Raw genomic sequence first — 24,931 nt, 5'->3', positions numbered from 1 at the left:
TGTTTTTTACTTCGCCGGATCGGCGGGGTGTGATTTGTTTGTACATTTAAATTTCTGTTTGGAAATTACTGTACATGTTGAGGTTTCACTCTTAGTTAGTGTTCTTCTCCCTCTCATATTTGATACTTTGCGGTGCATAAGGATTGTCTTATGAAGAATTTTAAATTTAGCCTTGCTTGGCAAATTTTAATTGCTTTAATCCTAGGGATAGTTGTCGGGGCTGTTTTACATAACCAGCCTGAAATCAGAGACAGTATTGTGAATAATGTTCTTACCCCACTTGGTAAGATCTTTATTAGCCTGATTAAAATGATTGTTATTCCAATCGTTTTCTCTACCTTGATTTTAGGTATTGCAGGTGTTGGCAGTACGAAAAGTTTAGGGCGACTTGGTTTTAAAACCATTCTCTATTTTGAAATTATTACGACTATTGCTATTTTGGTTGGCTTGGTTGCAGCAAATATTTTCCACCCAGGCTCAGGCATTGATATGTCTCAGTTGGTGCAGTCGGATATTTCTCAATATAAGCATACAACTGAAGAAGTTCAGTCTCAGTCACATGGTTTAATTCAAACAATATTATCGCTTATCCCAACGAACATTATTAGTTCAATGGCGCATGGCGAAATGTTACCTGTGATTTTCTTTGCTGTGCTATTTGGTATTGGTTTATCTTCTTTACCAGCAACCACTAAAGACCCATTACTAAACGTATTTCATGCAGTTTCAGAAACGATGTTCCGCGTAACGCACATCATCATGAAATATGCACCAGTGGGCGTATTTGGTTTAATCGCTGTAACTGTTGCAAACTTCGGTTTTGCTTCACTTATTCCATTAGGTAAATTAGTTGTATTAGTTTACGGTGCAATCTTCTTCTTTGCATTTGTTGTGCTTGGTTTGACTGCAAAAATGTTCGGAATCAACATTTTTATCTTGTTTAAGATTTTAAAAGATGAATTGATTTTGGCATATTCAACTGCAAGCTCGGAAACAGTATTACCGCGTATTATGCAAAAAATGGAAGCTTACGGTGCGCCAAAAGCAATTTCCAGCTTTGTGATTCCAACTGGTTATTCATTTAACCTTGATGGTTCTACGCTTTACCAAAGTATCGCGGCAATCTTTATTGCACAGCTTTACGGTATTGAAATGTCAATCAGCCAACAAGTTATTTTGGTTGTAACATTAATGATTACTTCTAAGGGTATTGCTGGTGTTCCTGGAGTATCATTTGTTGTGTTATTAGCGACATTAGGTAGTGTTGGTATTCCTGTAGAAGGTTTAGCATTTATTGCTGGTGTTGACCGTATTATGGATATGGCTCGTACTGCGTTGAACGTTGTTGGTAACGCACTTGCTGTACTAGTAATCAGTAAATGGGAAAAACAATACGACTCTGAAAAAGCTGCTGCTTATGAAGCAACATTTAAATAAGATGGCTTTCTTTTAGTTGTAAAAAACCCGCGAATATCGCGGGTTTTTTATTGGGTTATTTCAAAACGCGTTGGTATAGTTCTAGTGTTTGATCACACATATCTTTTAAGCTAAACATAGTGACAGGAGCAACGATTTGAGTTTGTTCAATATGATTTTTTACAGTCTCGATTAAGGCTTTTTCATTTTCTGCTTCAACAAGACCTTGTGGGTATACATTTGATAAAATCTCGGCAACACCGCCACGGTTCCAGCCAACTACTGGCGTACCCACTGAAAGCGCTTCTAAGGCTGTTCTACCGAATGTTTCGGCTTGATTGGATAGAGAGAGCACAATATCGCTAAAAGCGAGCCATTCCCGAATATCTGAGCGATGACCTACGAAGGTAATTTTATTTGCGAGCCCTTTGCTTTGAATAGTACTTTGCAATTCACTTAAGTAAGCTTGCTTTTTGGCGTCAGCACCGCCGACAACAACCGCATGTAGCTGAGGATATTGCGTCTGAAGTTGCTGCATCAGTTCAATTAAACTTTCATGCCCCTTTAAGCGTGTAATACGACCAGGTAAGCAAAGTAAAAACTTATTTTCAAGCTCAGGAAAGTCATTAAAAACTTGGTTAAACCACTGTGCTGAGGGCTGGTAATTATGTGGAAAAGCGGCAGGATCAATGCCCCGATAAATTCGCACAATATCTTGCGGTGGACAGTTTTTATAATGATCAGTGATATATTTAACCACGCTGTCAGAAACAGCAATCACTTTTTCAGCTTGAGTCATAATCGCACTATAACGATTAACCGAATAGAAACCATGTACAGTGCTAATGAGGTGAGGGCGTTTGTTTGCAGGTATTTTTCTTAAGGCAAAGTGAGTAAGCCAAGCTGGTACACGAGAGCGCACATGAACAATATCGGGTTGATGCTGTTCAATCAGCCGGCGTAAAGGACGAATTTGCCACAAGCTTGAAAGTGATTTTTTATGAATAGGCAGCGTTAAATGAGTAGAACCTTCAGCTTCAAGCTGGGACACTAGTCGGCCGCCATTTGAAACAACCAAAGATTGATGGCCTTGTGCAACCAGTGCACGTGCAATTTCTAGTGTGCCGCGTTCTACGCCACCGCTATTGAGTTCTGGGAGAAGTTGCATCACTTTCATTGTTTTTTGCCTTATACGTACATAAAAGATGGACCATCTATAGATACATCATTTCAAACTAAATCATTATCCGGAATTTACTATCGTGCTAGCGACATGGATGTCGCTGTTTCGCTGTGTTACAAGGAAGTAACATCAGCGGAACAAAGGATTTTTGCTTACTTTTTATCCTTGAAAAGTAAGGTCTGCCTATTCGATAGTATTTGAATTTCACTTTAAATTAAGGCTGTGTCTGTCATCAATTTAAAATTATCACAGCTTTATCTTAATAAATCTCTTCATATCCCTCAGGACGTGTTTTAAAGCGACGGTGGAACCACATATATTGAGTTGGTGCGATACGAAGCTGATTTTCAATAATCTTATTAACACGTGTTGCATCATCAATTTCATCTTCACTTGGCATATTGTCGACCGCAGGTTCAATCAAAATATGATATTTAGGGTCCTGTACATCACCGTGACGATAAAAATATAAAGGAACGGCAACTGCCTTAGAGATTTTTAGTAAACGACGGTGAGCAGTTACTGTGGCTGCTGGCACACCAAAGAAGGGTGCCATCACCCCTTGCTTGAGTCCAAAGTCTTGATCGGGGCTATACCAAATGGCATCGCCATCTTTAAGGTGACGAATTAAACCACGCATATCATCATGGTCGATTTGTGCTTTATAAATGGTGCCACGGCAACGATAAATCAGCATATCGAGCAATGGGTTATTTTGAGGTCGATAGACAACATCTGGTTCAAAATACTGAGCACAAACATAGCCGCCAGCATCAAGAAGCGTGCTGTGAGTCCCCAGTAATAAAACACCTTTGCCCTGAGCCTGAGCATTGGTAATGTGTTCTAAGCCTTCAATGGTGACACGGTTTTTAAACCAGTAAGGCTTATACCATGCGTTTAATGTCTCAAAAATACCCAGCATCATATCTACAAAAACTTGCTTAGCTTGTTGCTGTACTTTTTCGGCTGACCATTCGGGAAAGCAGACTTCTAAATTACGAATAGTCGTTTTTCGGCGAGATTTTAAATATTTCCAAGCCAGATTTGCTAAGCCATGAGCCAGACGCCACTGAATTGCCCACGGCAAAATAGCCAAAAGCATTAAAAAAACAATGGCAATCCAAATACCCCAATATTTAGGCAATAAAAAGGACCATTGAAATTCACCGGGCGTATAAGTCTGCTTTTGGCTCATAACGATATAAAGAATTCAAAATTAAAACTGGCAAAAGTGTATCACGAACTGAATTTATCGTCGTAATACACTGTTGAATTGAGCGGTTAAGATAAGGAGGTAAAACGCGGTTATCGGCGATTTTCTAAAAGAATACGAACAGCAAGCCCAGCTAGTACCGTTCCCATAAGCCAACGTTGTATATTTGCCCAAAGGGGTTTTTGTTGAAGAAAAAGGGCAATGCTACCCGCAGAAAGCACAATCAGGGCATTTACCGAGACGCTAACAAAAATTTGAATAGTACCGAGCTGAATGGATTGCCATAAAATACTGCCTTGTTGTGGGTGAATAAACTGTGGCAATAACGATAAATACATAATCGCAATTTTAGGATTAAGTAGATTTGTAGCAAAACCCATTAAAAATAGTTTAGCTGGGGAGTCTACCGATAATTGTTTTATATCAAAAATAGGAGATGCATTGGGACGTAGTGCTTTCCATGCTAGCCAGAGTAAATAAATTGCTCCTGCAATACGAATGGTGTCGTAAGCATAAGGAACTGCAACAATAAGCGCTGTAATCCCGAAAGAAGCGCAAAGCATATAAAATACGAAGCCAACGCCAACACCAGCGAGTGAAATAAATCCCGCCGTTTTTCCTTGGCAAATTGAACGAGAAATAAGGTAAATCATGTTTGGGCCAGGGGTAAGCACCATCGCCAAGCAGATTAATCCGAATGCTAAAATTTGAGAAAGATCTAGCATGAAAAATACTCGAATATTATTATATTGGTAGATATAACATAATTATTTTTATAAGTCTTATATTCAATTAGAGTGACATTTTGAAGTATTAATGCTGACTACATTTAATCACTCATCATGTATTTTTCATAGATTTTTGTGCTTTTAAAATTTATATATTCTAAAAAAGCCCCCTTAATTTAAGGAGGCTTTTTTATTATTTAAATTGTAGGAAAGAACACAAATTAATTTCCTTTGCTCATTTGTTCAAGCTCATCCCAACGCTCTAATTTTTCAAGTAATACCTCTTCAATTTCTGCGAGACGCTGACTTGCTTTAGTTGCTTCATCGGCATTACTTACAAACCATGAACCATCTGCCAGCTTGTCGGAAAGCTCTGCTTGTTCAACTTCCAGTTTCTCGATTTCGGCAGGCAGTTGCTCAAGTTCACGTTGGTCTTTATAACTCAGTTTGACTTTTTTAACGTTACTTTGTGCTGCGGCTTTTTCAGCTTCGGCTTTTGCCTGAGCTTTTTTTACATCAGACTTTTGGTCTACGACTTTATCATCTGGACGTTGCTGCAAATAGTCTTGGTAGCCACCAATGTACTCTGCAATATTGCCTTTACCATCAAAGACCCAAGTCGATGTTACGACGTTGTCCATAAATGCACGGTCATGCGAAATGAGTAATAGGGTACCTTTGTATTCAGAAAGCATCTCTTCAAGTAGCTCAAGAGTCACCATATCCAAGTCATTGGTTGGTTCGTCCATCACAATCAGGTTCGATGGTTTAAGCAATAATTTAGCAAGCAAAATACGGTTACGCTCACCGCCAGAAAGGGCTTTTACTGGTGTACGTGCACGTTCAGGTGAAAACAAGAAATCTTGTAAATAGCTATAGATATGACGACGGTTACCATTTACATCAACAAAGTCAGAACCTTCTGAAACGTTTGCCATCACTGTCTTTTCAAGGTCTAAGGCATTACGTAATTGATCAAAATAGGCTACTTCTAACTGTGTACCAGTCTTAACAGAACCACCGTGCTCAATTTCACCTAAAATGGCTTTAATTAACGTTGTTTTACCAACACCGTTATCGCCGACTAGACCAATACGGTCGCCACGCATGACTAGTGTAGAGAAATCTTTAATCAGTGGTTTGTCGTCATAAGATACGCTTAAGTGCTCGATATCAAATACTAATTTACCAGAGCGATTTGCTTCTTGAGTCGCCATACTCACTTTGCCTTGTTGTGATCGGCGAGCTTTCGATTCTTCACGTAAAGCTTTTAAGGCGCGCACACGACCTTCGTTACGCGTACGACGAGCTTTAATCCCTTGGCGAATCCAAGCTTCTTCTTCAGCTAACTTTTTATCAAATAAAGCATTTTGTTTCTCTTCTGCTTCCATTTGCTGAGCTTTAAGCTCTAAATAGCGTGAATAGTTACCTTCGTAGCCACGTAATATGCCACGGTCAAGTTCAACAATTCGAGTTGCAATACTGTCTACAAAAGAACGGTCATGCGAAATAAATAGTAGCGTTAAATTATTTTGATCGAGTAGGAATTTTTCTAGCCACTCAATACTTTCAACATCTAAATGGTTCGTTGGTTCGTCTAGAAGTAATACGTCTGGCTGTGTTAAAAGAGCACGAGCGAGTAAAACACGGCGTTTACGTCCACCTGAAAGGTCTGCCAAATCTGCATTTGGATCGAGTCCCATTTTACTTAACAGGGCATTGACCTTGTTTTCGAGTGCCCAGCCGTCGAGTTGGTCGAGCTTATGCTGTAGGTTGCCCATACGGTCACAAGCTTCCATATCTCCTAGCATACAAGCATCAGTTGCTTCATGATAAGCTCTAAGTACTTCGGCAGCTTCACCTGCACCATCAGCCACAATGTCAGCAACCTTACCTGAATCCATTGGAACGTCTTGGGCTAACATTGAAACAGTTAAACCATTTTGAATAGAAACTTCACCAGAATCCGGTAATAGGCTTCCCTCGATCAGTTTAAGTAAAGTAGACTTACCTTCACCATTACGACCAATTAAACAGACTCGTTCGCCACGTTCTAGATTAAAGTTCGCGCCATCGAGCAGGGCAGGTCCGCCAAAAGCAAGTTGGACATCCCTTAGGGTAATATAGGCCATAATGTTTTCCAGAATCTCAAATGAGGATTTAAATGACTAAACCACCATATCATGATGATCAAGCGTCATTTTCCGCACCCATTGAAGATTTGCAAGTGCGAATTACATTTTTGGATGATTTAGTTGAACAATTAAATCAACAACTCGCTATTCAAACTCAAGAAATAGCTGATTTGAAAAAACAAATGCAATTTCTTTATCAACGTGTGGAATCGTCGGATTTGTCAGAAGGCATTGCACCTTTTGATCCATTAACGAATAAACCTCCCCACTATTAATAAAAAGGCAAGTTCGATACTTGCCTTTTTATTTGGGAATATTTTCAATTTTGTTTAAAAACCTTGTAAGACGATCTTTCCTTTTGTTGTCCCACTTTCAATTTGCTGATGAACTCGTTTTAAATTTTCAGCATTAATTGGACTTATAACTTCCGTTACGGTCGTTTTGATTTTCCCTTCATCAACCAACTTACTGACTTCATTTAATAGTTCACTTTGTTTTGCCATATCTTCGGTCTGGAACATTGAACGTGTAAACATAAATTCCCAATGTACAGATACAGACTTTGATTTAAACGGTTTGATATCTAACTGTTCAGGATCATCAATAAGTCCGAAACGGCCTTGCGGTGCAATCAACTCTACAATGTCTGCTAAATGCTGATCTGTTTGAGTAGTCGAGAACACATATAAAGGTGCAGTTAAACCTAATTGTTTAATTTGGGCTGCTAAAGGTTGACGATGATCTAACACATAATCTGCTCCAAGTTGCTTAACCCAGTCTTGAGTTTCTGCTCGTGAAGCTGTTGCAATAATTGTTAGGTTAGTCAGCTGTTTAAGAAGTTGAATGGTGATTGAGCCAACACCACCAGCTCCACCAATCACTAATATTGTTGTGTTTTCTTGCGCGTTCTTTGGAACTTGTAGGCGATCAAATAACATCTCCCAAGCCGTGATTGCAGTTAAAGGGAGAGCAGCGGCTTCAGTCGCTTCTAAAGTTTTTGGTTTATGGCCAACAATGCGTTCATCAACGAGTTGTAATTCGCTATTACTACCTTGGCGATTTAAAGCACCTGCATACCAAACAATATCGCCAATCTTAAATTGTGAAACTTTATCTCCAATCGCTTCAACGATACCTACTGCGTCCCAGCCAAGCGTTTTCCACTGATTATTCTCTGGGCTTACATTCTTTCGAATTTTAGTATCTACAGGATTTACTGAAACCGCTTGTACACGAACAAGTAAATCGTGTCCTTCAGCAATAGGTGCATCGAGTTCAATATCAACGAGTGCTTCTGGCGATGTAATGGGACCAGCTTTTTGATATGCCACAGCTTTCATAATTATCATTCCTCTTGTTGAGAGTTTGATCATAACGTAAGCTTAAAATAAGTGACTACAGACAAATAACGCTCATAGTGTCAAAAAGGATACTGTAAAATGGCAAAAGCAAGACACTCAAGTTTTGATTGCTCTCCGGGTTGTTCAGTGGAGGCTGCGATTAGCTTGATTGATGGGAAATGGAAATGCGTCATTCTTTGGCATTTATTTAATGAAGGCACCTTGAGGTTTAACGAAATTCGAAAGCGTGTTCCGAGTATTACCCAAAGAATGCTGACAAATCAGCTACGTGAATTGGAACAAGATGGAATTATTCATCGGGAAGTCTATCCTCAGGTACCGCCTAAAGTAGAATACTGCCTGACTGATTTGGGACAAAGTCTTGAGAAAATTCTGGTTGCTTTAAAACAGTGGGGGGATGCTCATATTGACCAATTTGGGAAGCTGACACTTGTGGATCGTAATTCGAATCCTTAATTATATTTGAGTTAGCTCATCGTAATTTGCACTGTGAAATCTGACTATTTTTAAGCTTGCCCCTGTATCGGGCATTATTTTTATGATGAAACTTGCGTTTTCTGGTCAGCTTATGCAACTCTAATAAAAGAGATTAATAGGTTTTGCTATGGACAATATGGGAATTTGGGTTACCGTTATCATTGTTCTTTTCGTACTAGGCTCCATTTTTGGTTTAAGAGTGAGCCCACGTGAAAAGGCACTTGGTATTATGCGTGATAAAGCTCGTAAAATGGGTTTACACCCACGTGTAATCGTTGCACCCGAATGGACACATGTCCCAATGGCGACTGAAAAGCGTGCCAGCATGGTTGCTTATTATAGTGTATTGATTCCCGATGCCCGTTTATCTTTAATGCGTGCTCGTGTTGTAGACGGCAAATTAAAAGTGGTTCAGGGTGATGAGAAATTTAATGATTCTCCCATTGCATTAAAAGGGATTTATGCTATTGATATGCAGGCAAACTGTGTAGGGCTTTATTGGGATGAGGAATCAGACCTGAGAGCAACACAATTAGATGAGATGAAGGCTTATCTGTTGAACTTGGCTAAAGCCTGATTTTTAAATTTATTGGTATAGGAATAACATTTTATATGGCGAATACCTCGCGCTCTGCATCTCAAAGCACAGCATCTACTGCACCTGCTGCACATAAACGTGCCTTAGTGATTGTGGAGTCGCCTGCCAAAGCGAAAACCATCAATAAATATCTGGGTTCGCAATACATTGTAAAGTCTTCTGTAGGTCACGTGCGTGATTTGCCAACAGGTGGCAGTAAATCAACTGAGAAAAAGCCGGCTGCACGGACTAAACTCACTGAAGCAGAAAAAGAACAAAAAGCCAGTCAGGCTTTAGTTAATCGTATGGGGGTTGATCCTGAACATGGTTGGAAAGCTCATTACGAAGTTCTGCCAGGTAAGGAAAATGTTGTTGCTGAACTAAAGAAACTTGCCAAAGATGCTGATGCAATCTATCTCGCAACGGACTTGGATAGAGAAGGGGAAGCCATTGCTTGGCACCTAAGAGAAGTTATTGGTGGTGACGACAGCCGTTATCACCGTGTGGTATTTAACGAAATTACTAAAAATGCCATTCAAGAAGCATTTAAACAACCTACGCGCCTAGATTTAAACCGAGTTAATGCTCAGCAAGCACGCCGTTTCTTAGACCGTGTTGTTGGCTTTATGGTTTCGCCATTACTTTGGGAAAAGATTGCCCGTGGTTTATCGGCAGGTCGTGTACAGTCTGTAGCGGTGAAACTGGTTGTAGAGCGTGAAAGAGAAATTCGTGCTTTTATTCCAGAAGAATACTGGCAAGTTTTTGCAGACACGCAAGCCAAGAAAGATGACATTCGTCTTGAAGCAGTTAAGCAAGCTGGTAAGACCCTTAAACTAAAAAATAAAGCTGAAACTGATGCTTTATTGGATGTTTTAAAAGGTGCTGAATATAAAGTTGCACAGCGTGAAGATAAACCGACTAAGGTAAATCCAAGCGCACCATATATCACTTCAACGCTGCAACAAGCTGCAAGTACACGTTTAGGTTTTTCTGTAAAGAAAACCATGATGCTGGCACAGCGTCTATATGAAGCAGGTTTTATTACCTATATGCGTACTGACTCAACGTTCTTGAGTGATGATGCAGTAAGCATGGTACGTGCCCATATTGAAAGCCAATTTGGTGAGAAATATTTACCGGCGAAGCCAAACCGCTATGGTAACAAAGCAGGTGCTCAAGAAGCCCATGAAGCGATTCGTCCTTCAAATGTTGCACTTACAGGTGATCAACTTGCGGGTGTAGAGCGTGATGCTCAGCGTTTATATGATTTGATCTGGCGTCAGTTTGTTGCATGTCAAATGACTCCAGCAGAATATTTATCTTCAACTTTAACGGTTGAAGCTGCAAATGTTGAATTGAAGGCAAAAGGTCGTACGCTTGTATTTGATGGTTTTACACGAGTGCGTGGTGCTAACAAGTCTGATGACGATATTATTTTGCCTGCAATTAAAGTAGGTGAAATTTTAAAATTAGAGAAGTTAGACCCAAGTCAGCACTTTACTAAACCACCTGCACGTTTTACTGAAGCTTCTTTGGTTAAAGAACTTGAAAAACGTAGTATTGGTCGTCCTTCGACTTATGCAGCGATTATTTCTACGATTCAAGAACGTGGCTACGTTAAGTTAGAAAACCGTCGTCTTTTCGCCGAAAAAATGGGTGAAATCGTGACAGATCGACTTGATGAAAGTTTCAATAACTTGATGAACTATGCCTTTACAGCAGACCTAGAAGGGCAGCTCGATAAAGTTGCAACAGGCGAGCGTAACTGGAAAGAGTTACTTGATACTTTCTATGGTGACTTCAAGAAACGTCTTACCAATGCTCAAGGCGAGCACGGTATGCGCCGCAACCAGCCGGTTGAAGTGCCAGCGGTACATTGTCCTGAATGTTCACGTCCAATGCAGATTCGTACAGGTACAACAGGCGTGTTCTTAGGTTGTTCTGGGTATAACTTACCGCCTAAAGAGCGTTGTAAAGGTACTTTGAACTTAACACCAGTTGAGTCCTTAGCTGCTCTTTCTGATGATGATGGTGCTGAAACCGCAGACTTGATGTCAAAACATCGTTGTGCAAAATGTGGCACAGCCATGGATAGCTACGTGATTGATGGTGGTCGTAAACTACATGTATGTGGTAACAACCCTGACTGTGACGGTTTTGAGCTTGAAGAAGGCGAGTTCAAGATTAAAGGCTACGATGGCCCAACCATTCCGTGTGATAAATGTGATGGTGAAATGCAGCTTAAAACTGGCCGTTTTGGTCCGTATTTCGCTTGTACAAGCTGTGACAATACTCGTAAAGTCTTGAAAAGTGGTCAGCCTGCACCTCCACGTGTAGAACCGATCAAAATGGAACATTTGCGCTCAACAAAGCATGATGACTATTTCGTGTTGCGTGATGGTGCTGCTGGTTTATTCTTGGCTGCAAGTAAATTCCCGAAAATTCGTGAAACACGTGCGCCAAAAGTTGCGGAATTGCGTAGTGTTGCCGCTCAGCTTGATCCTAAATATCAATTTATTTTACAAGCACCAGACGTAGACCCTGAAGGTAATCCGACAGTTGTGAAATTCAGTCGTAAGAATCAATCACAATATGTAGGCTCGGAAACTCCAGAAGGTAAACAAACCAAATGGAGCCTAATTTATCAAAATGGTAAATGGGTTGAGGGCTAATTAAGTCCACAATAAAAAATGCTAGCTCAGCTAGCATTTTTTATATCTAAAACAATAAAAGAAAATTTTAAATGTATAGGGAAAAAGAATGTGGAAAAACATTCGAGTTTTATGTTTGTTAATTATTTTATTGATTGTTGCTGTTCAGGCATGGCGAGATCAAAACCAAGACTGGAATCAACCTATTGTTGTCGTTTTACATCCTATTAATGCAGATGGTTTGCAGACAACGCAGAGCTATATTCATCAATTGCAATACACTGATTTTGAGGGAATAAGAAATTATTTGGCAGAATGGTCGCAACACTATCGTGGTCAATCAGGAAACTTTGTAATTCGTTTAGGTCAGCCATTACAGCAACGACCTCCTGAGGTTCCTCAAAATGCCAATATCTTTCATGTGATGTGGTGGAGTTTAAAGTTCCGTTTTTATGCATGGCGACATCAACAATCTGAAGACAATGGGGCATCACTTAAACTTTATTTAAATTATTACGATCCCAATTATCAAAAAGTTTTGATCCATTCGACTGCTTTGGAAAAAGGTCGTATTGGTAGTGTGAATTTATTTGCGACTAAAACACAAGCTTCCCAAAATCAGGTTGTGATTGTTCATGAGCTATTACATGGCTTTGGGGCACAAGACAAATATGATTTAGAAACTGGTCAACCGCTTTACCCTCTAGGTTATGCGCAACCTGAAAAAGTGCCTTTATATCCGCAAACTGACGCTGAAATCATGGGTGGTCGAACACCATTATCTGAGCAGAGCAGTAAAATGCCGAATGGTTTACATGAAACGATAATAGGTTTACCTACAGCTCAAGAAATTGGTTGGGTGAAATAAAATTGTGGATAAATACTGCTTTATCCACATTAATTGATAAGAAACGATGCAGATCTTATACAGACAAAAAATGTGAAGTGGATCACTATTATTAGGTAGATGAAATTCTAATACCTGATAATAAGAGTGGCCAAGATGAAAACTGTCGGTAATGATTTGGTGCGTAATCAGTTACATGCTGATCGTAAGTGGTATTTGATATTAGGCTTTGTGCTTATTGGCTTCGGTCTGATTTTGTTTAGTTCATTACCATTTGCGACCTTTTCTGTGGTTTTTTTATTTGGAATACTCATGATGGTCGGAGGTGTTTTACATCTTGTCGCGGCCATTAGTGTTTTTAAAGGTGCAAGCCGTTGGTTATGGGCACTTTTTGGTGTGCTTTATCTAATGGCGGGCTACTATGCTTTTTCTACTCCCGTAACAACAGCCGTAGTTTTGACGAGCTTATTATCAATAGCACTGATTATTGCCGGAGCTATACGTACAGTAAACGCGATTTTACTTAAACCAATTACTGGGTGGGGTTGGACCTTATTTTCAGGATTATTAACACTCGCTACAGGTATTTTGATTTTGGTTTCTAAAGATTCACCTTTTTGGGTGTTAGGCATGTTCCTTGCCATAGATATCTTATTTCAAGGAATTAATTTTCTAGGTCTGGCTTCTGCGATTAAGCATCTGCCATCTAGTTCAAAAACAGTATCTTAAATAATATTATTGAAGCAAAGAGTACTTTAGGTGCTCTTTTTGTTTTTAGGACGAGCAGACGCATCAGTGGTTGGGTCTGTTAAACTATGTCTTGGTGTTTTAGCGATATGTGTTATGAGTCTTGCAAAATTAATTAATGAACTAAATGCTCAGCAAAAAAAAGCAGCTACGACGTCTGCGCAGAACTGTTTAGTTTTGGCAGGTGCTGGCTGTGGCAAGACTAAGACGATTGTTGCCCGTGCTGCCTATTTAATTGATCAAGGCTTACCAGCAAACCAAATTCAGATTTTAACGTTTACTCGACGTGCTGCGAGTGAAATTGTTGCAAGAGTAGAGCAGCATGTAGGAGCACAGGCAAAGGGTCTAAGAGCTTCAACTTTTCATACTTTTTGTATGTATTTACTGCGCCGTAATCCACAAGCTTTTGGCTTAAATCAATTTAGTATTATTGATCGTGATGATCAGTTGCTGATGTTCCGTTTATTAAGAGGTAAAGACAAAGATAATGTTTTACCTAAAGCGGCAGAGCTGTGTGATCTATATTCCTATGCAAGAAATACTCAATCTAAGCTTTCTGAAGCATTAATCAAACAGCTTCCAGATGCATATGAGCATAAAACTCAAATTGCTGAGTTGATGAAAACTTATGAGCAACGCAAAAGAGAGCGTAATTTTTTAGATTACGATGATATCTTGTCGATTGTGGCGGTGCATTTACAAAACTCAGAAGCACTCACCAATTGGGTTGCAGGTTTTTGTCAGGCATTACTAGTTGATGAAATGCAAGATACAAACCCTTTGCAATGGGCTTTGTTGCAGCCCTTAATTGGTAAAGTGAAGTTGTTTTGCGTGGGTGATGACGCTCAGTCCATTTATGGCTTTCGTGGCGCAGACTTTGAAAATATCCATTCTTTTAAAGAACGAATACCCGATGCAGAAGTACTTACTCTGGCTTTAAATTATCGCTCGACCCAAGAAATTCTAGATTTATCAAATTGGTTGTTGGCACATAGCCCAATCGATTATCAAAAACAGCTACAAGCACATCGTGGCCAAGGGCAAAAGCCACAGCTACATTTGTTTGGTAATGAGTTTGAAGAAGCAAACTGGATTGCACAAGATTTAATAACGCGCCATCAGCAAGGTGCAAACTGGCATGACCATATGGTGTTAGTTCGTTCTGGTTATAGTGCGCGATACCTAGAAGGGGCTTTTATTGCTGCTGAAATACCTTATCGTTTTATTGGTGGGGTAAAGCTTCTTGAGTCGGCCCATGTAAAAGATGTACTGAGCCTGCTACGTATTGTGAGTAACCCTCACGATGATTTAGCATGGATGCGTTTTTTAACCTTGTGGGATGGGATCGGTGATGTTGGTGCCAGTAAGTTAGCCCAAGAGCTGATGGGAATTGTTGATGTCGAGGAGCGTTGTCAGCGACTTGAACGCCATGGCAAGGTACCTCTACAAGCGATTTTAATTTTAAAACAACTAGATGTATTACAGCAGCATGTCGAGGCAAGTATTGGCTTGGCTCTCGATGCTTTAGGTGAGCAGCTAGAGCAAAATTATAAAACTAAAGATTGGTCGCGCCGTTTAAAAGACTTTGATTTGGTTAAGCAACTTGCACGCAAACATGCGTCGTTAGGTGAATTCCTTGAAGAATATGTGCTTGAACCGATTTCTGTTTCTGAAATTGAAAAAGCTGCTGATCAAGATTTAGTGACTTTAATTACGATTCATTCAGCTAAGGGTGCCGAACAGAAAGTTTGTTATGTACCTCACGTATCACCAAATCAATATCCTTATGCAAGGGCACAGGGTGATTTTGATGATGTTGAGGAAGAGCGCCGTGTGTTGTATGTCGCCTTAACGCGTGCTGAAAATGAATTAATCTTGACGAAGCAAAATCTTAATACGTGGTCGCAAGACACCTATGATGAGCAAGGTCGTAAAATTGAGAGTTATTTCTTAAATGATCTGCCTTCACACTTGGTTCAAGCAAAAATTCATAGGCAAGTACCTCAGCAATTTACTAAAAAACAATGGAACAGATCTCCTGCAGTAAATTTAGGTTTTGGTATCGATCTGGACTAAACTAATGTATAAGACGCTGTGATTACTTAAATGTATATTGGCCCTCCCTTTTATTGCCAATTAAGGTTAGAAAATGAAGATATTAGTTCGTAATTTAGATCGTGCTGTAAGTGAAGCTGAAGTTTTAGAGTTATTCAAGGCATATGGTAAAGTTGATACATGTGTTCTGGTGACTGATAAAGATACAGGTAAATCGAAGGGCTTTGGTTTTGTTGAAATGCCTAATCCCCGTGAAGCGATTAAGGCAATTAAAGGCTTAAATACGCTTAAAGTTAAAGGCTATGGAATTCGAGTTAAAGCAGCCGAAGAATAAGTTTTCCTGATGAAAAGACAATTTTTAGCTCTCTCGATTGTAACGCCGAATGGTACTCGTATTGCTGAAGGTATAAAAACACTTGAAGTGCGTTCATGGATACCTACGCAGTTACCAGTGAAAGATCTATTAATTGTCGAAAACCAGAACTTTCTGGTTAAAGATACTGATGAAGAGGAAGGAGTTGCTGTCGCTTTAGTTGATGTCGACTCAGTTCATACTTGGCGAAATGACGAGGTCAATTTAGCCTGTGCATCTGCTTGGAGTGAAGGCTATTTTGCTTGGGTCTTAAGTAATGTTCGTCCTATAAAACAACCAGTGAAAATTTTAGCTAAACGTAAAATTTATCAAGTTGAGCTGGATTTACCATAAATAACGTTGATTTTATCAATGGAGTCGTTAAGCTAAGAATAGCTATTGCAATGGCGATTTTAGAACAGGAAAGTTTAGTTATGTCACGTGTTGCTCGTTATCATGCCGATCGTACCAATCAGAAGCTCTATTTTGCACGTCTAGCGTGTCAACAGGCAGAGCAGACCGATCATGTGCAGCAGGTACAAGCTTACCGTGAAGCAGCTGTATTTCATTTACATGGCGCAATGTTAGCGTTCTTACAAGAATTGGTACGTTATTACCGTTTAAATGATTTGCAACCCACCTTAAAATCTATAGAGGAACATATGGCGGCAAAAGGACAGGTTTCCCCTGAAGTGTCCGTTTTGCAGCAATTGGCAAAAGATGGTTTTGTTGCAGAGTTAAAACGAGCTTATCGTATGTGCCAATACGCCCCAGAACCAAAAGAACCGACTCCTGAAGAAGAAACTTCTTCTAACCTTATTATTAAAGTGACACAAGGGCCTCAGTCTTGGTTACCAGATGTTAAAATCTTGCGTGAATGGCACCGAGAATTAAGTCATTTAATTGATGGTTTTCGTAACGAAATGGTCGAGTTCTAAAATTAAACTGCCTAGATGCTTGAAATTTCGACTAGGTGTGCCTATATAAATAAGACAAGAGATGCAAAGTGCAAGGGTGCTTTGCCACCATGTTGAAACATGGAGGAAGTATATGTCTATACAGCAATTGAAAGAGTTATTTGGAAATCAAGAAGCAGTGTTGGAATTAGTTCAACTCGAAGGTGGTGAACTCGCCTTGCGTAATGCAGGTTCTGAGAATGAACCCTTGGTTAAAATTCAATTTAGCGATGAAGTCAAAGCAATCTTGGGTGAGCAGACTCCAGTTGTTGCTCAGCATATGATTCAGGCTGCATTGTTTGGACTGCTGGAAAAGCAGGTAAACGAGTGGCAGGCTGAGGTATTAGACGAACAGCCTAAATTCTTGAGTTAAAAAAAGCGTACTCTTGAGTACGCTTTTTATATGGAGTTAATGAACCGTTGACTGATGAGCAAGCTCGATCTGATTTAAGATGTGGTGGCTCATATTCTTTGCCATTTCCTCTTTTGCATAGAACACCTCTCCAATATTTTCGTCACGGATAACCGCTGCTTCTTCTTTGCTTTCCGCGCAAATTAATACCTGAATTTGAGGGTTTAATTGCTTGGCAATCGCCACAATACGGTGAATATCTAAAATATCCATAGGTGAGATTACTAAGAGTCGTGCATGCATGATATGTGCTTGAATTAAAACACTTGGTTCAGTAGCAACACCACTCACAGCAGCAATATTTGCGTTACGTAGTTTTTCTACGATTTCACGATTCTCTTCAGCAATAACGACCTTAATATTCTCATTAATTAGATTTTCAGTGATGCGTCTTCCTACACCGCCATATCCCACAATTACGACCTGATCACGTAAGTAAGCTTGATCTACTTCATCGGGTAACATTGCCAATGGGTCACCACTACGTTCAAGCAGTCGAGCTAAGTGAGAGCGTTCACGAATCCAGCGTTGTACAGGTTCAATCGCTGAGAAGACGAAAGAGTTAAGCGTAATTGAAAATAAAGCGCCCGCTAGAATTAAATTCTGAGCTTCTAAGCTCAGTAGGCCTAAAGAAACACCCAAGGTCGCCAAAATAAATGAAAATTCACCAATCTGTGCAAGGCTTGCCCCGACTGTTAAAGCTGTATTGATTGGATAGCGGAAGAATAAAACCAATGCCATTGCAGCGAGTGTCTTACCCACCATAATAATCGCGATAACAGCTAAAATATGGAGCGGGCTCTCAACAAGAATATGTGGATCAAACAGCATTCCCACAGAAACGAAAAATAAAATCGAGAAAATTTCACGTAGTGGGAGAGTCTCTTCTTCTGCACGATGGCTAAAGTCTGATTCTTTAACGACCATACCCGCAAAGAATGCCCCTAAAGCCATTGAAACCCCAAAGATGGCATAAGAACCATAAGCAATCGAAACTGCAGCAGCGACGACAGTCAGCGTAAATAGCTCTCTGGACCCTAAACGAGCAACAAATTGCATAATAATAGGCACAACGCGCTTGCCTACAATAAGCATAAAGGCAATAAAGCCAATCACCTTTAATAAGGTTATCCCAAGGGTTAACCAGATATTACCGTCTGCACCTGCCGGTGCTTTTCCACCGAGTAAAACAGCTGTAGCCGGAAGAAGTACTAAAACCAGTACCATCACTAAATCTTCGACTAACAGCCAACCCACAGCAATTTTGCCGTTAACTGAGTCTAAAAGACCTCGGTCTCCTAATGCTTTTAATAATACAACTGTACTCGCACACGATAGACTTAAGCCAAAAACGAGTGCAGACCCGAAACTCCATCCCCATAGCATTGAAACGCCAATACCAAGTAAGGTTGCCACAGCGATTTGTAAAATTGCGCCAGGCAAGGCAATACGACGAACCAGTAATAAGTCTTTTAATGAAAAGTGCATCCCTACACCAAACATCAGGAACATGACCCCGAGTTCTGCAAGCTGGTTGGCAAGGTGGATATCTGCTTCTATACCGGGTGTATTTGGGCTAATAATAATTCCGGCAATTAAATAGCCGATAAGAGGGGGGAGTCGTAATCGGGCTGCAATGTAGCCAAAAATGAGGGCAACGCCGAAACCAACAGCAAGTAAAATAATTAAATCTACGTCATGCGGCACTAAAAACTCCTTTTACGTGAGTTAGGCTAAAAACAAGCATAAAAAATGCCAAGGCGGAATGTAGAGAAAGTTTAACAAAAAGGTAGGTATAAAAAAAATGCAAAAAAAAACGACTTCATAAAGAAGTCGTTTTTTTCGAGGCTAAAATTATTTGATTTTAGCTTCTTTGAAAATCACGTGTTGACGGATTTTTGGATCAAATTTTTTGATTTCCATTTTTTCCGGCATAGTACGTTTGTTTTTAGTCGTGGTATAGAAGTAACCTGTACCAGCTGAAGAAACGAGGCGAATCTTATCACGCATTGCTCAGACTCCTTAGATCTTTTGACCTTGAGCACGAAGGTCTGCAACAACCTTTTCGATACCCAATTTGTCAATAATACGCATACCTTTAGTGGTTAAACGAAGACGTACAAAACGTTTTTCGCTTTCTAACCAGAAACGGTGGTGGTGCAGGTTCGGCTCGAACCGGCGCTTGGTTTTGTTGTTGGCGTGTGAGACGTTGTTACCAACGACTGGACGCTTGCCGGTAACTTGGCAAACCTTAGACATGGTGTAACTCCATTGATTCAGCCAACAGCAAATCTGTGGCCAGTCATACTAAATGTAAACGGATGAATTCATTCAAGGGGCGTTTTATACCAAAAATACGATTAAAAGACAAGCGAAATTGGTAAAAACGAGGCATGATTTAGTATAACAGATCATGCCTTGATCAGTTAGCGCAACAAGGTTTTCGAAATGAATCGATGAATCGGCTTATTGAACGGTGGAAGAATGTATTTAAGGCTATAAAGTTTTGAATTTGACATCACCGAACGCTCATGAGAAAGGCTAAAAAAGCCCTCTGGTCCGTGATATTTACCCATACCTGATGCGCCAATTCCGCCAAACGGTAAATCATCTTGTGCAACATGGGTAATCACCATGTTAATTCCAAAATGCCCTGAATGGGTGTGCTGTGCAATATAGTCAGCACGCGCTTGATCATAGTCAAAATAATACATCGCTAAAGGACGTGGACGACTATTAATGAATTCGATGACTTCTTCTATTTGGTCATATTCTAAAATCGGTAAAATAGGCCCAAAGATTTCATTTTGCATAATATCCATTGCGGTCGTCACGCCAGTGACTAAAGTCGGTGCAATTTTACGGACATCATCTAAAATTTCATTTTGCGGATTAATTTCAACAATACGTGCGCCTTGATCACGGGCATTTTCAAGATAACCCTGAATGCGGTTGTACTGTTTATCATTAATAATAGAAGTGTAGTCTTGGTTGTTTCGGAAATGAGGATACATTCCAGCTACAATCAATTTAAAGTTTTCGATGAACTCGGCAGTTTTGCCGCGTGGTAAGAAAATATGATCAGGTGCAACACAAGTTTGTCCTGCATTCCACAATTTACCTACAGCAATACGTTGAGCCACATCTTTCATATCCATAGATGCATGCACAAGGGCAGGAGATTTTCCGCCTAACTCGAGAATTATTGGAACTAGGTTTTGAGCTGCGGCTGCCATCACTGTTTTACCAACAGAAGTTGAGCCTGTGAAAATCATTTTGTCAAAAGGCAAATGACTAAACGCATCTGAAATAACGCCACCACCATTTACCACAGCAACTAATTCTTGTGGAAATGCTTCTGCCAATGCACTTTCAAGGACTCGGCCAAAGTTTGGTGAGGCGCTAGAAATTTTGATCATTGCATGATTGCCCGCAGCTAATGCACAGATCAGAGGTCCAACCGAAAGTAATAATGGATAATTCCATGGTGTAATAATACCAATCACACCCATAGGCTGATATTGTACCCAACCTTTTGCTGGCTGATGTAATACACTGATATGGCGTTTTGATGGTTTCATCCATGCAGTCAGATGTTTACTGTAATATTTGATTTGTTCCAAACTCGTGAGTAGTTCACCAATTTTTGTTTCCATAACTGCACGATTGCCATAATCAAGGTTAATTGCTTCGGCAATCTGATCTTGATATTTTACCAAGACTCTTTTAAGACGAGCTAAACGATCAATACGCTCTTTAGCAGTGGGTACCGGATGACGTAAATAAGCAAGCTTTTGTTGTTCAAGCAAATCATGTAAATGCTTAACATCATAAGGAAGCTGAGTCTCTGGATTTGTTTTTGTTTGACTGTTCATCGGTACTTACCAAATATACTGATATACTTATTTTTTAGAGTAAATACTCTAAATAGTCAAGTCGGTTTATGTGTTTAAGTCTTAACCATGTGAATTATTAAAGGTTATTAAAATGTCTCTACCTAAAGCTCTGAAGACAAAAGACCGGATTTTACAAATCAGTTTGCAGCTTTTTAACGAGCGAGGTGAACGGTCGGTTACAACCAATCATATTGCGGCGGAGTTAGGTATTAGTCCTGGAAACTTGTATTACCATTTCCGGAATAAGCATGAAATTATTAAAGAATTAATGTACCAATATCAGGTTGAGACTTTGGAAATGCTTTCTTTACCTGAAGACAGACCACTAACGACCAATGATAAAATTAACTATTTTCAAGTATTAAGTGGTCAACTCTGGAGTTACCGTTTTATCCATCGTGATGTCTATCATTTAGTTGAAAGTAACGAAGACTTTAAAAAGATTTATCCACGGTTTGCTGGACAGGTCATGCAACAGGGGCAAAAGATTTATCAAGCCTTTGTCGATGCCGGCCTTATGAAAATGACGCCATCTGAAATTGAAGCGCTCATTATTAACTTATGGATTGTATTAACAAACTGGACAAACTTTTTATATATGTCTGGTCACATTAGTGACAATAACCACTTAGAAGAGAAATGGGTTTGGCAGGCATTACGTCAAATGGTTTTCCTTGAAGGTCCTTATCTTATGGGGGAAAGCCGAGCAACTTACGAGCAGTTGCTTGATTCACTGGGGCCTTCTGATCTATTCGCCAGCTTGTCGTCATTAAAAGATGAATAGTTGTACTTGCCTATTTAGAGCGCTAGAATACTCGGCTTATTAAAAATTTGACTCAATTAAGTGATATTAACCAAATGAATATGACCACTGCCAATACAGCCCGTTTACTGATTACTTGTGAAGACAAGCCTGGGATCGTACAGGCTGTATCGAGCTTTTTGTACCACCAAGGTGCAAACATTACCGCGCTTGACCAATATGCGACGGAAGCTCAGGGTGGACGTTATTTTATGCGTGTTGAGTTTGAACTTGATCATTTACAGTCACGTAAAGATGCATTAATTCAAACATTTGCTGCCAACGTTGCTGAGCGTTATGGCATGCAATGGCGTCTTGCTTTCGTAAATGAAATTAAAAAGGTTGGTATTTTAGTTTCTAAAGTCGACCATGCTTTACTTGAGTTATTGTGGCGTCATGCACGTGGGTCGTTACCTTGTGAAATTACGCATGTGATTTCAAATCATGAAGACTTACGTGAATCTGTTGAGAACTTCGGTATTCCATTTACTGTAATTAAAGTAACTAAAGATAATAAAGCTGAAGCTTATGCACAAATTGATGAAATGATGCAGGGCAATGACTTATTAGTTCTTGCACGTTACATGCAGATTTTAAGCGAAGATTTTGTTGCGAAATGGGAAATGAAAATCATCAATATTCACCATTCTTTCTTGCCAGCTTTCGTTGGTGCTAATCCATACAAACAAGCTTATGAAAAAGGTGTGAAGTTGATTGGTGCGACAGCTCACTATGTGACTGCTGATTTAGACCAAGGTCCAATTATTGAGCAAGACGTTGAGCGTGTAAGCCATGACTATAATGTTGAGCAACTTCGTGAGCTAGGTGAAGATGTTGAGCGTAATGTATTGGCTCGCGCAGTAAAATGGCATTTAGAAGACCGTATTATTGTTGATGGTAACAAGACGGTTGTTTTTTAAATAACGCTTATTTTAAAAAAGCACGCTTCATGCGTGTTTTTTTATATCAAAAAAAATATTGAAATGATATAACGTAACAATATTGAATGAATTTATGGTAGGATTCGATCTCTTCATAGTGAAATTAGCCTACCTATATAAGTTAGATTAAACACTTTGTGAACAAGAGATACGCGTTCATGTAACTATGAGAAAACAAAAGCAAAGACACTCAACTGATACAAATTAGTGATATTGAGCAAATGTTTTTCTCAAAAAATAGTTGCAAATGAAAACACTTCTCATTTATTATTGTGGCACTTTATTGTTCTATCCGATGTTTGAAATCGTTTCTACAAATAGAAATCTGAAATCATCATCCATTAGGTAATTAGATTCTTATGAGTCAATCTTCCGCAGCCTTAAACTCTCCCAATCCGATGAAAAAGAAAGTCATCACGGCACTAATTGCGGTTGCAATTGGTCATATCGGGGTCTTATGGGCGGTCAGCCATATTAAGCCTGCTGAATTAAAGCCAATCGAGAAGAAGCCTTTACAGGTACGTTTCGTAAAAATTCAAGAGCAACCAAAACCACTACCTCCTAAGCCAAAGGAACCGCCTAAAAAGCCGGAACCTAAGAAAGAGGTAAAAGAAGTTAAAGTTGTTGAAAAACCTGTGACACCACCTAAAAAAGTGGAAAAAATTCAACAGGTGAAAAAAGCTGAAACACCAAAAGAAACAGTAAAGACAGAACCTAAAGTTGAAACCAAAGTGGTAACGACAACTGTTACTGAAAAAGTTGTTGAAAAACCTAAGCCGGTAGTACAAGAAGCGCCTAAAGCTCAACCTGCCCCAGATCCATCACCGAAACGCGTTTCAATTGGGGGTTCGGGTGTACAGTGGAGCCGTTCACCACGTTTAACAGTTTCTTCAAAAGATTTACAAGGCGAAGCACGCTCTGTCATGGTACTTATTGAAGCCGATGAAAAAGGCAAAATTATTAATGTACGAGTGACTAGAAGTAGTGGTATTTCAAGTCTAGATGACAAAGTAGTCCGTGCTGTTCGCGGTGCGAAATTTAAACCTTATATGGAAAATGGTGTTGCTTATCCAATTAAAGCAGAGCAACCCTTTGATTTAACCCCTTAAATGAATTTGAGTCCCAACGGCTAACCTTAATCAGGAGTTCAATATGAACTTTTCAATCTATTGGCAACATGCAGATGCAGTGAGTAAAACCCTGTATTTCATCTTATTGGCAATGTCGATTGCTACCTGGACAGTTTTCATCTTACGTTTGATGGGGACTCGCCAGCTAAAACAACAAGCTTATGCTCAACTTTCTCAGGCTATCACTTCGTTAAAAGCAAAGTTACAACCTTTGAGTTTTGAACAGCGTAAAGCGGTTGCAGAGCAGGCATTACTTCGTCAGATTTCTGCTGAAAAGGCCAATGCTGATAAAGGTATTTCTGTTTTAGGAACGATTGCTTCAATTGCACCATTCGTAGGTTTGTTTGGTACAGTTTGGGGTATTTTCCATGCGCTTGTTGCGGTAGGTAAAAGCGGACAAGCAGGTTTGGCTCAAGTGGCTACACCAGTAGGTGAAGCGCTTATTATGACGGGTCTTGGTCTTGCAGTTGCGATTCCAGCGGTATTGGCTTATAACATTTGTGTACGTGCAAACCGTGGTCTTGCTCATGACTTACAAGATCAAGCGCACAGCTTGTTAATTGACACGATGTTGCAGCAAGACTCAACTGTAAAGTCTGATGTTAAAACTGCACAGCAAAGTTACGTTGGAGGTCAAGCTTAATGGCTTTTCAATTGGGTGAAGACCACGATAGTGGCATGAATGAGATGAATCTCATTCCGCTAATCGACATTATGTTGGTGTTAATGATCATCTTTTTGGTCACAGCAACAGTTGCCAACCCATCGATTCCATTAACGCTTCCTAAAACAACTGCTGAAATTATTGATCCACCACCAAAAGCTATTACGATTAGTATCAATGCAAATGGTGAAGTGGCTTGGGATACTCAAGTAATTAGCCTAGATGAGCTTCAAAAACGTTTTCAAGAAGCAGGTCAAGGTGATGTTAAACCAACAGTTCAACTTCGTGCTGATAAAGAGTCGAAGTACGATACTGTTGCTCAGGTAATGTCTCGCGCCAGTGAAGCCGGACTGAGCGATATTGCCTTTGTAAGTGAAAACTAAAATTT

26 protein-coding genes are annotated in these 24,931 nt (G+C 39.8%); 17 read left to right on the top strand and 9 right to left on the bottom strand.

Annotated elements, in window-relative coordinates; all coding sequences use genetic code 11:
* Nucleotides 1–150 precede the first annotated feature (150 nt).
* Complete coding sequence (gene gltP / locus J663_RS10245; protein WP_033849512.1) at nucleotides 151–1,437, top strand: glutamate/aspartate:proton symporter GltP; 1,287 nt, start codon at nucleotides 151–153, stop codon at nucleotides 1,435–1,437.
* A gap of 55 nt (nucleotides 1,438–1,492) precedes the next feature.
* Here the strand turns inward: gltP and J663_RS10240 are convergent, their stop codons facing one another.
* The 4 genes from J663_RS10240 to J663_RS10225 form a co-directional block, all read right to left on the bottom strand.
* Nucleotides 1,493–2,593, bottom strand: a complete 1,101-nt coding sequence (locus tag J663_RS10240; RefSeq protein WP_033849510.1) for a glycosyltransferase family 4 protein — start codon at nucleotides 2,591–2,593, stop codon at nucleotides 1,493–1,495.
* Between the two features lie 265 nt (nucleotides 2,594–2,858).
* The gene (gene lpxL, locus J663_RS10235; protein ID WP_033849507.1) at nucleotides 2,859–3,794 is read right to left on the bottom strand and encodes an LpxL/LpxP family Kdo(2)-lipid IV(A) lauroyl/palmitoleoyl acyltransferase; all 936 of its coding nucleotides are present in this window, start codon (nucleotides 3,792–3,794) and stop codon (nucleotides 2,859–2,861) included.
* Between the two features lie 110 nt (nucleotides 3,795–3,904).
* Complete coding sequence (locus J663_RS10230) at nucleotides 3,905–4,537, bottom strand: LysE family translocator (protein WP_033849505.1); 633 nt, start codon at nucleotides 4,535–4,537, stop codon at nucleotides 3,905–3,907.
* A gap of 224 nt (nucleotides 4,538–4,761) precedes the next feature.
* A complete protein-coding gene (locus J663_RS10225) occupies nucleotides 4,762–6,672 on the bottom strand; it encodes an ATP-binding cassette domain-containing protein (RefSeq protein ID WP_002114959.1) in 1,911 nt (636 codons plus the stop codon).
* A 32-nt stretch (nucleotides 6,673–6,704) separates the two neighbouring features.
* Here J663_RS10225 and J663_RS10220 point away from each other — a divergent pair, with 32 nt between their 5' ends.
* Nucleotides 6,705–6,950 (top strand): SlyX family protein, encoded by a 246-nt coding sequence (locus J663_RS10220; RefSeq protein WP_002115104.1) that lies wholly within the window; start codon nucleotides 6,705–6,707, stop codon nucleotides 6,948–6,950.
* 54 nt (nucleotides 6,951–7,004) lie between these two features.
* On the opposite strand, the gene J663_RS10215 is transcribed toward J663_RS10220, so the two are convergent.
* A complete protein-coding gene (locus tag J663_RS10215) occupies nucleotides 7,005–8,015 on the bottom strand; it encodes a zinc-binding alcohol dehydrogenase family protein (RefSeq protein ID WP_033849503.1) in 1,011 nt (336 codons plus the stop codon).
* Nucleotides 8,016–8,114: 99 nt separating this feature from the next.
* Here J663_RS10215 and J663_RS10210 point away from each other — a divergent pair, with 99 nt between their 5' ends.
* The 10 genes from J663_RS10210 to J663_RS10165 all read left to right on the top strand — a co-directional run bounded on the left by J663_RS10210 (nucleotide 8,115) and on the right by J663_RS10165 (nucleotide 17,071).
* Nucleotides 8,115–8,492 (top strand): winged helix-turn-helix transcriptional regulator, encoded by a 378-nt coding sequence (locus J663_RS10210; RefSeq protein WP_017398782.1) that lies wholly within the window; start codon nucleotides 8,115–8,117, stop codon nucleotides 8,490–8,492.
* A gap of 148 nt (nucleotides 8,493–8,640) precedes the next feature.
* On the top strand, nucleotides 8,641–9,090 hold the full coding sequence (locus tag J663_RS10205) for a hypothetical protein (protein ID WP_002114763.1): 450 nt from the start codon (nucleotides 8,641–8,643) through the stop codon (nucleotides 9,088–9,090).
* 35 nt (nucleotides 9,091–9,125) lie between these two features.
* Entirely contained in the window at nucleotides 9,126–11,762 is a 2,637-nt protein-coding gene (topA, locus tag J663_RS10200; protein ID WP_033849501.1) for a type I DNA topoisomerase, read from the top strand.
* 88 nt (nucleotides 11,763–11,850) lie between these two features.
* Nucleotides 11,851–12,609, top strand: coding sequence for a hypothetical protein (locus J663_RS10195; RefSeq protein WP_032035381.1), 759 nt, complete (start codon nucleotides 11,851–11,853; stop codon nucleotides 12,607–12,609).
* A 126-nt stretch (nucleotides 12,610–12,735) separates the two neighbouring features.
* A complete protein-coding gene (locus tag J663_RS10190) occupies nucleotides 12,736–13,317 on the top strand; it encodes an HdeD family acid-resistance protein (protein ID WP_081404697.1) in 582 nt (193 codons plus the stop codon).
* 114 nt (nucleotides 13,318–13,431) lie between these two features.
* A complete protein-coding gene (locus tag J663_RS10185; protein WP_033849663.1) occupies nucleotides 13,432–15,411 on the top strand; it encodes an ATP-dependent helicase in 1,980 nt (659 codons plus the stop codon).
* Between the two features lie 73 nt (nucleotides 15,412–15,484).
* Nucleotides 15,485–15,724, top strand: a complete 240-nt coding sequence (locus J663_RS10180; protein WP_002115113.1) for an RNA recognition motif domain-containing protein — start codon at nucleotides 15,485–15,487, stop codon at nucleotides 15,722–15,724.
* A gap of 9 nt (nucleotides 15,725–15,733) precedes the next feature.
* Nucleotides 15,734–16,096, top strand: a complete 363-nt coding sequence (locus J663_RS10175; protein WP_033849499.1) for an ASCH domain-containing protein — start codon at nucleotides 15,734–15,736, stop codon at nucleotides 16,094–16,096.
* An 80-nt stretch (nucleotides 16,097–16,176) separates the two neighbouring features.
* Nucleotides 16,177–16,680: a DUF6586 family protein gene (locus tag J663_RS10170; protein ID WP_005066079.1), complete on the top strand. Its 504-nt coding sequence runs from the start codon at nucleotides 16,177–16,179 to the stop codon at nucleotides 16,678–16,680.
* A gap of 112 nt (nucleotides 16,681–16,792) precedes the next feature.
* The gene (locus J663_RS10165; RefSeq protein WP_002114792.1) at nucleotides 16,793–17,071 is read left to right on the top strand and encodes a hypothetical protein; all 279 of its coding nucleotides are present in this window, start codon (nucleotides 16,793–16,795) and stop codon (nucleotides 17,069–17,071) included.
* Nucleotides 17,072–17,107: 36 nt separating this feature from the next.
* Here the strand turns inward: J663_RS10165 and J663_RS10160 are convergent, their stop codons facing one another.
* From J663_RS10160 to J663_RS10145, 4 genes are all read right to left on the bottom strand, one after another.
* A complete protein-coding gene (locus tag J663_RS10160) occupies nucleotides 17,108–18,817 on the bottom strand; it encodes a cation:proton antiporter (protein WP_033849497.1) in 1,710 nt (569 codons plus the stop codon).
* A 147-nt stretch (nucleotides 18,818–18,964) separates the two neighbouring features.
* Complete coding sequence (gene rpmG / locus J663_RS10155; protein WP_001205031.1) at nucleotides 18,965–19,120, bottom strand: 50S ribosomal protein L33; 156 nt, start codon at nucleotides 19,118–19,120, stop codon at nucleotides 18,965–18,967.
* 12 nt (nucleotides 19,121–19,132) lie between these two features.
* Nucleotides 19,133–19,369 (bottom strand): 50S ribosomal protein L28, encoded by a 237-nt coding sequence (gene rpmB, locus J663_RS10150; protein WP_000048256.1) that lies wholly within the window; start codon nucleotides 19,367–19,369, stop codon nucleotides 19,133–19,135.
* A 167-nt stretch (nucleotides 19,370–19,536) separates the two neighbouring features.
* A complete protein-coding gene (locus tag J663_RS10145; protein ID WP_033849495.1) occupies nucleotides 19,537–20,985 on the bottom strand; it encodes a coniferyl aldehyde dehydrogenase in 1,449 nt (482 codons plus the stop codon).
* A gap of 112 nt (nucleotides 20,986–21,097) precedes the next feature.
* Between J663_RS10145 and J663_RS10140 the strand changes: the two genes are divergently transcribed.
* The 5 genes from J663_RS10140 (at nucleotide 21,098) to J663_RS10120 (ending at nucleotide 24,926) form a co-directional block, all read left to right on the top strand.
* The gene (locus J663_RS10140; RefSeq protein WP_002114968.1) at nucleotides 21,098–21,790 is read left to right on the top strand and encodes a TetR/AcrR family transcriptional regulator; all 693 of its coding nucleotides are present in this window, start codon (nucleotides 21,098–21,100) and stop codon (nucleotides 21,788–21,790) included.
* Nucleotides 21,791–21,864: 74 nt separating this feature from the next.
* Complete coding sequence (gene purU / locus J663_RS10135; protein WP_005066088.1) at nucleotides 21,865–22,728, top strand: formyltetrahydrofolate deformylase; 864 nt, start codon at nucleotides 21,865–21,867, stop codon at nucleotides 22,726–22,728.
* A 380-nt stretch (nucleotides 22,729–23,108) separates the two neighbouring features.
* Complete coding sequence (locus tag J663_RS10130) at nucleotides 23,109–23,858, top strand: energy transducer TonB (RefSeq protein ID WP_033849492.1); 750 nt, start codon at nucleotides 23,109–23,111, stop codon at nucleotides 23,856–23,858.
* Nucleotides 23,859–23,901: 43 nt separating this feature from the next.
* Nucleotides 23,902–24,522 carry a MotA/TolQ/ExbB proton channel family protein gene (locus J663_RS10125; RefSeq protein WP_001011664.1) on the top strand — a complete coding sequence of 207 codons (621 nt, stop codon included), beginning with the start codon at nucleotides 23,902–23,904 and terminating at the stop codon, nucleotides 24,520–24,522.
* Complete coding sequence (locus J663_RS10120; RefSeq protein ID WP_000885432.1) at nucleotides 24,522–24,926, top strand: ExbD/TolR family protein; 405 nt, start codon at nucleotides 24,522–24,524, stop codon at nucleotides 24,924–24,926. The genes J663_RS10125 and J663_RS10120 overlap by 1 nt, the downstream gene beginning before the upstream one ends.
* Nucleotides 24,927–24,931 lie beyond the last annotated feature (5 nt).

This window comes from Acinetobacter sp. 826659, from assembly GCF_000588515.1.
Lineage (GTDB): Bacteria > Pseudomonadota > Gammaproteobacteria > Pseudomonadales > Moraxellaceae > Acinetobacter > Acinetobacter pittii.
Note: the sequence above shows the minus strand (reverse complement) of the source record. Positions and strands in the feature narration are given on the sequence as shown.

Excerpts from the sequence above, each read along its gene's own strand:
- gltP (WP_033849512.1), top strand. The coding sequence starts at position 151 with ATGAAGAATTTTAAATTTAGCCTTGCTTGGCAAATTTTAATTGCTTTA.
- J663_RS10240 (WP_033849510.1), bottom strand. The coding sequence starts at position 2,593 with ATGAAAGTGATGCAACTTCTCCCAGAACTCAATAGCGGTGGCGTAGAA.
- lpxL (WP_033849507.1), bottom strand. The coding sequence starts at position 3,794 with ATGAGCCAAAAGCAGACTTATACGCCCGGTGAATTTCAATGGTCCTTT.
- J663_RS10230 (WP_033849505.1), bottom strand. The coding sequence starts at position 4,537 with ATGCTAGATCTTTCTCAAATTTTAGCATTCGGATTAATCTGCTTGGCG.
- J663_RS10225 (WP_002114959.1), bottom strand. The coding sequence starts at position 6,672 with ATGGCCTATATTACCCTAAGGGATGTCCAACTTGCTTTTGGCGGACCT.
- J663_RS10220 (WP_002115104.1), top strand. The coding sequence starts at position 6,705 with ATGACTAAACCACCATATCATGATGATCAAGCGTCATTTTCCGCACCC.
- J663_RS10215 (WP_033849503.1), bottom strand. The coding sequence starts at position 8,015 with ATGAAAGCTGTGGCATATCAAAAAGCTGGTCCCATTACATCGCCAGAA.
- J663_RS10210 (WP_017398782.1), top strand. The coding sequence starts at position 8,115 with ATGGCAAAAGCAAGACACTCAAGTTTTGATTGCTCTCCGGGTTGTTCA.
- J663_RS10205 (WP_002114763.1), top strand. The coding sequence starts at position 8,641 with ATGGACAATATGGGAATTTGGGTTACCGTTATCATTGTTCTTTTCGTA.
- topA (WP_033849501.1), top strand. The coding sequence starts at position 9,126 with ATGGCGAATACCTCGCGCTCTGCATCTCAAAGCACAGCATCTACTGCA.
- J663_RS10195 (WP_032035381.1), top strand. The coding sequence starts at position 11,851 with ATGTGGAAAAACATTCGAGTTTTATGTTTGTTAATTATTTTATTGATT.
- J663_RS10185 (WP_033849663.1), top strand. The coding sequence starts at position 13,432 with ATGAGTCTTGCAAAATTAATTAATGAACTAAATGCTCAGCAAAAAAAA.
- J663_RS10180 (WP_002115113.1), top strand. The coding sequence starts at position 15,485 with ATGAAGATATTAGTTCGTAATTTAGATCGTGCTGTAAGTGAAGCTGAA.
- J663_RS10175 (WP_033849499.1), top strand. The coding sequence starts at position 15,734 with ATGAAAAGACAATTTTTAGCTCTCTCGATTGTAACGCCGAATGGTACT.
- J663_RS10170 (WP_005066079.1), top strand. The coding sequence starts at position 16,177 with ATGTCACGTGTTGCTCGTTATCATGCCGATCGTACCAATCAGAAGCTC.
- J663_RS10165 (WP_002114792.1), top strand. The coding sequence starts at position 16,793 with ATGTCTATACAGCAATTGAAAGAGTTATTTGGAAATCAAGAAGCAGTG.
- rpmG (WP_001205031.1), bottom strand. The coding sequence starts at position 19,120 with ATGCGTGATAAGATTCGCCTCGTTTCTTCAGCTGGTACAGGTTACTTC.
- rpmB (WP_000048256.1), bottom strand. The coding sequence starts at position 19,369 with ATGTCTAAGGTTTGCCAAGTTACCGGCAAGCGTCCAGTCGTTGGTAAC.
- J663_RS10145 (WP_033849495.1), bottom strand. The coding sequence starts at position 20,985 with ATGAACAGTCAAACAAAAACAAATCCAGAGACTCAGCTTCCTTATGAT.
- J663_RS10140 (WP_002114968.1), top strand. The coding sequence starts at position 21,098 with ATGTCTCTACCTAAAGCTCTGAAGACAAAAGACCGGATTTTACAAATC.
- purU (WP_005066088.1), top strand. The coding sequence starts at position 21,865 with ATGAATATGACCACTGCCAATACAGCCCGTTTACTGATTACTTGTGAA.
- J663_RS10130 (WP_033849492.1), top strand. The coding sequence starts at position 23,109 with ATGAGTCAATCTTCCGCAGCCTTAAACTCTCCCAATCCGATGAAAAAG.
- J663_RS10125 (WP_001011664.1), top strand. The coding sequence starts at position 23,902 with ATGAACTTTTCAATCTATTGGCAACATGCAGATGCAGTGAGTAAAACC.
- J663_RS10120 (WP_000885432.1), top strand. The coding sequence starts at position 24,522 with ATGGCTTTTCAATTGGGTGAAGACCACGATAGTGGCATGAATGAGATG.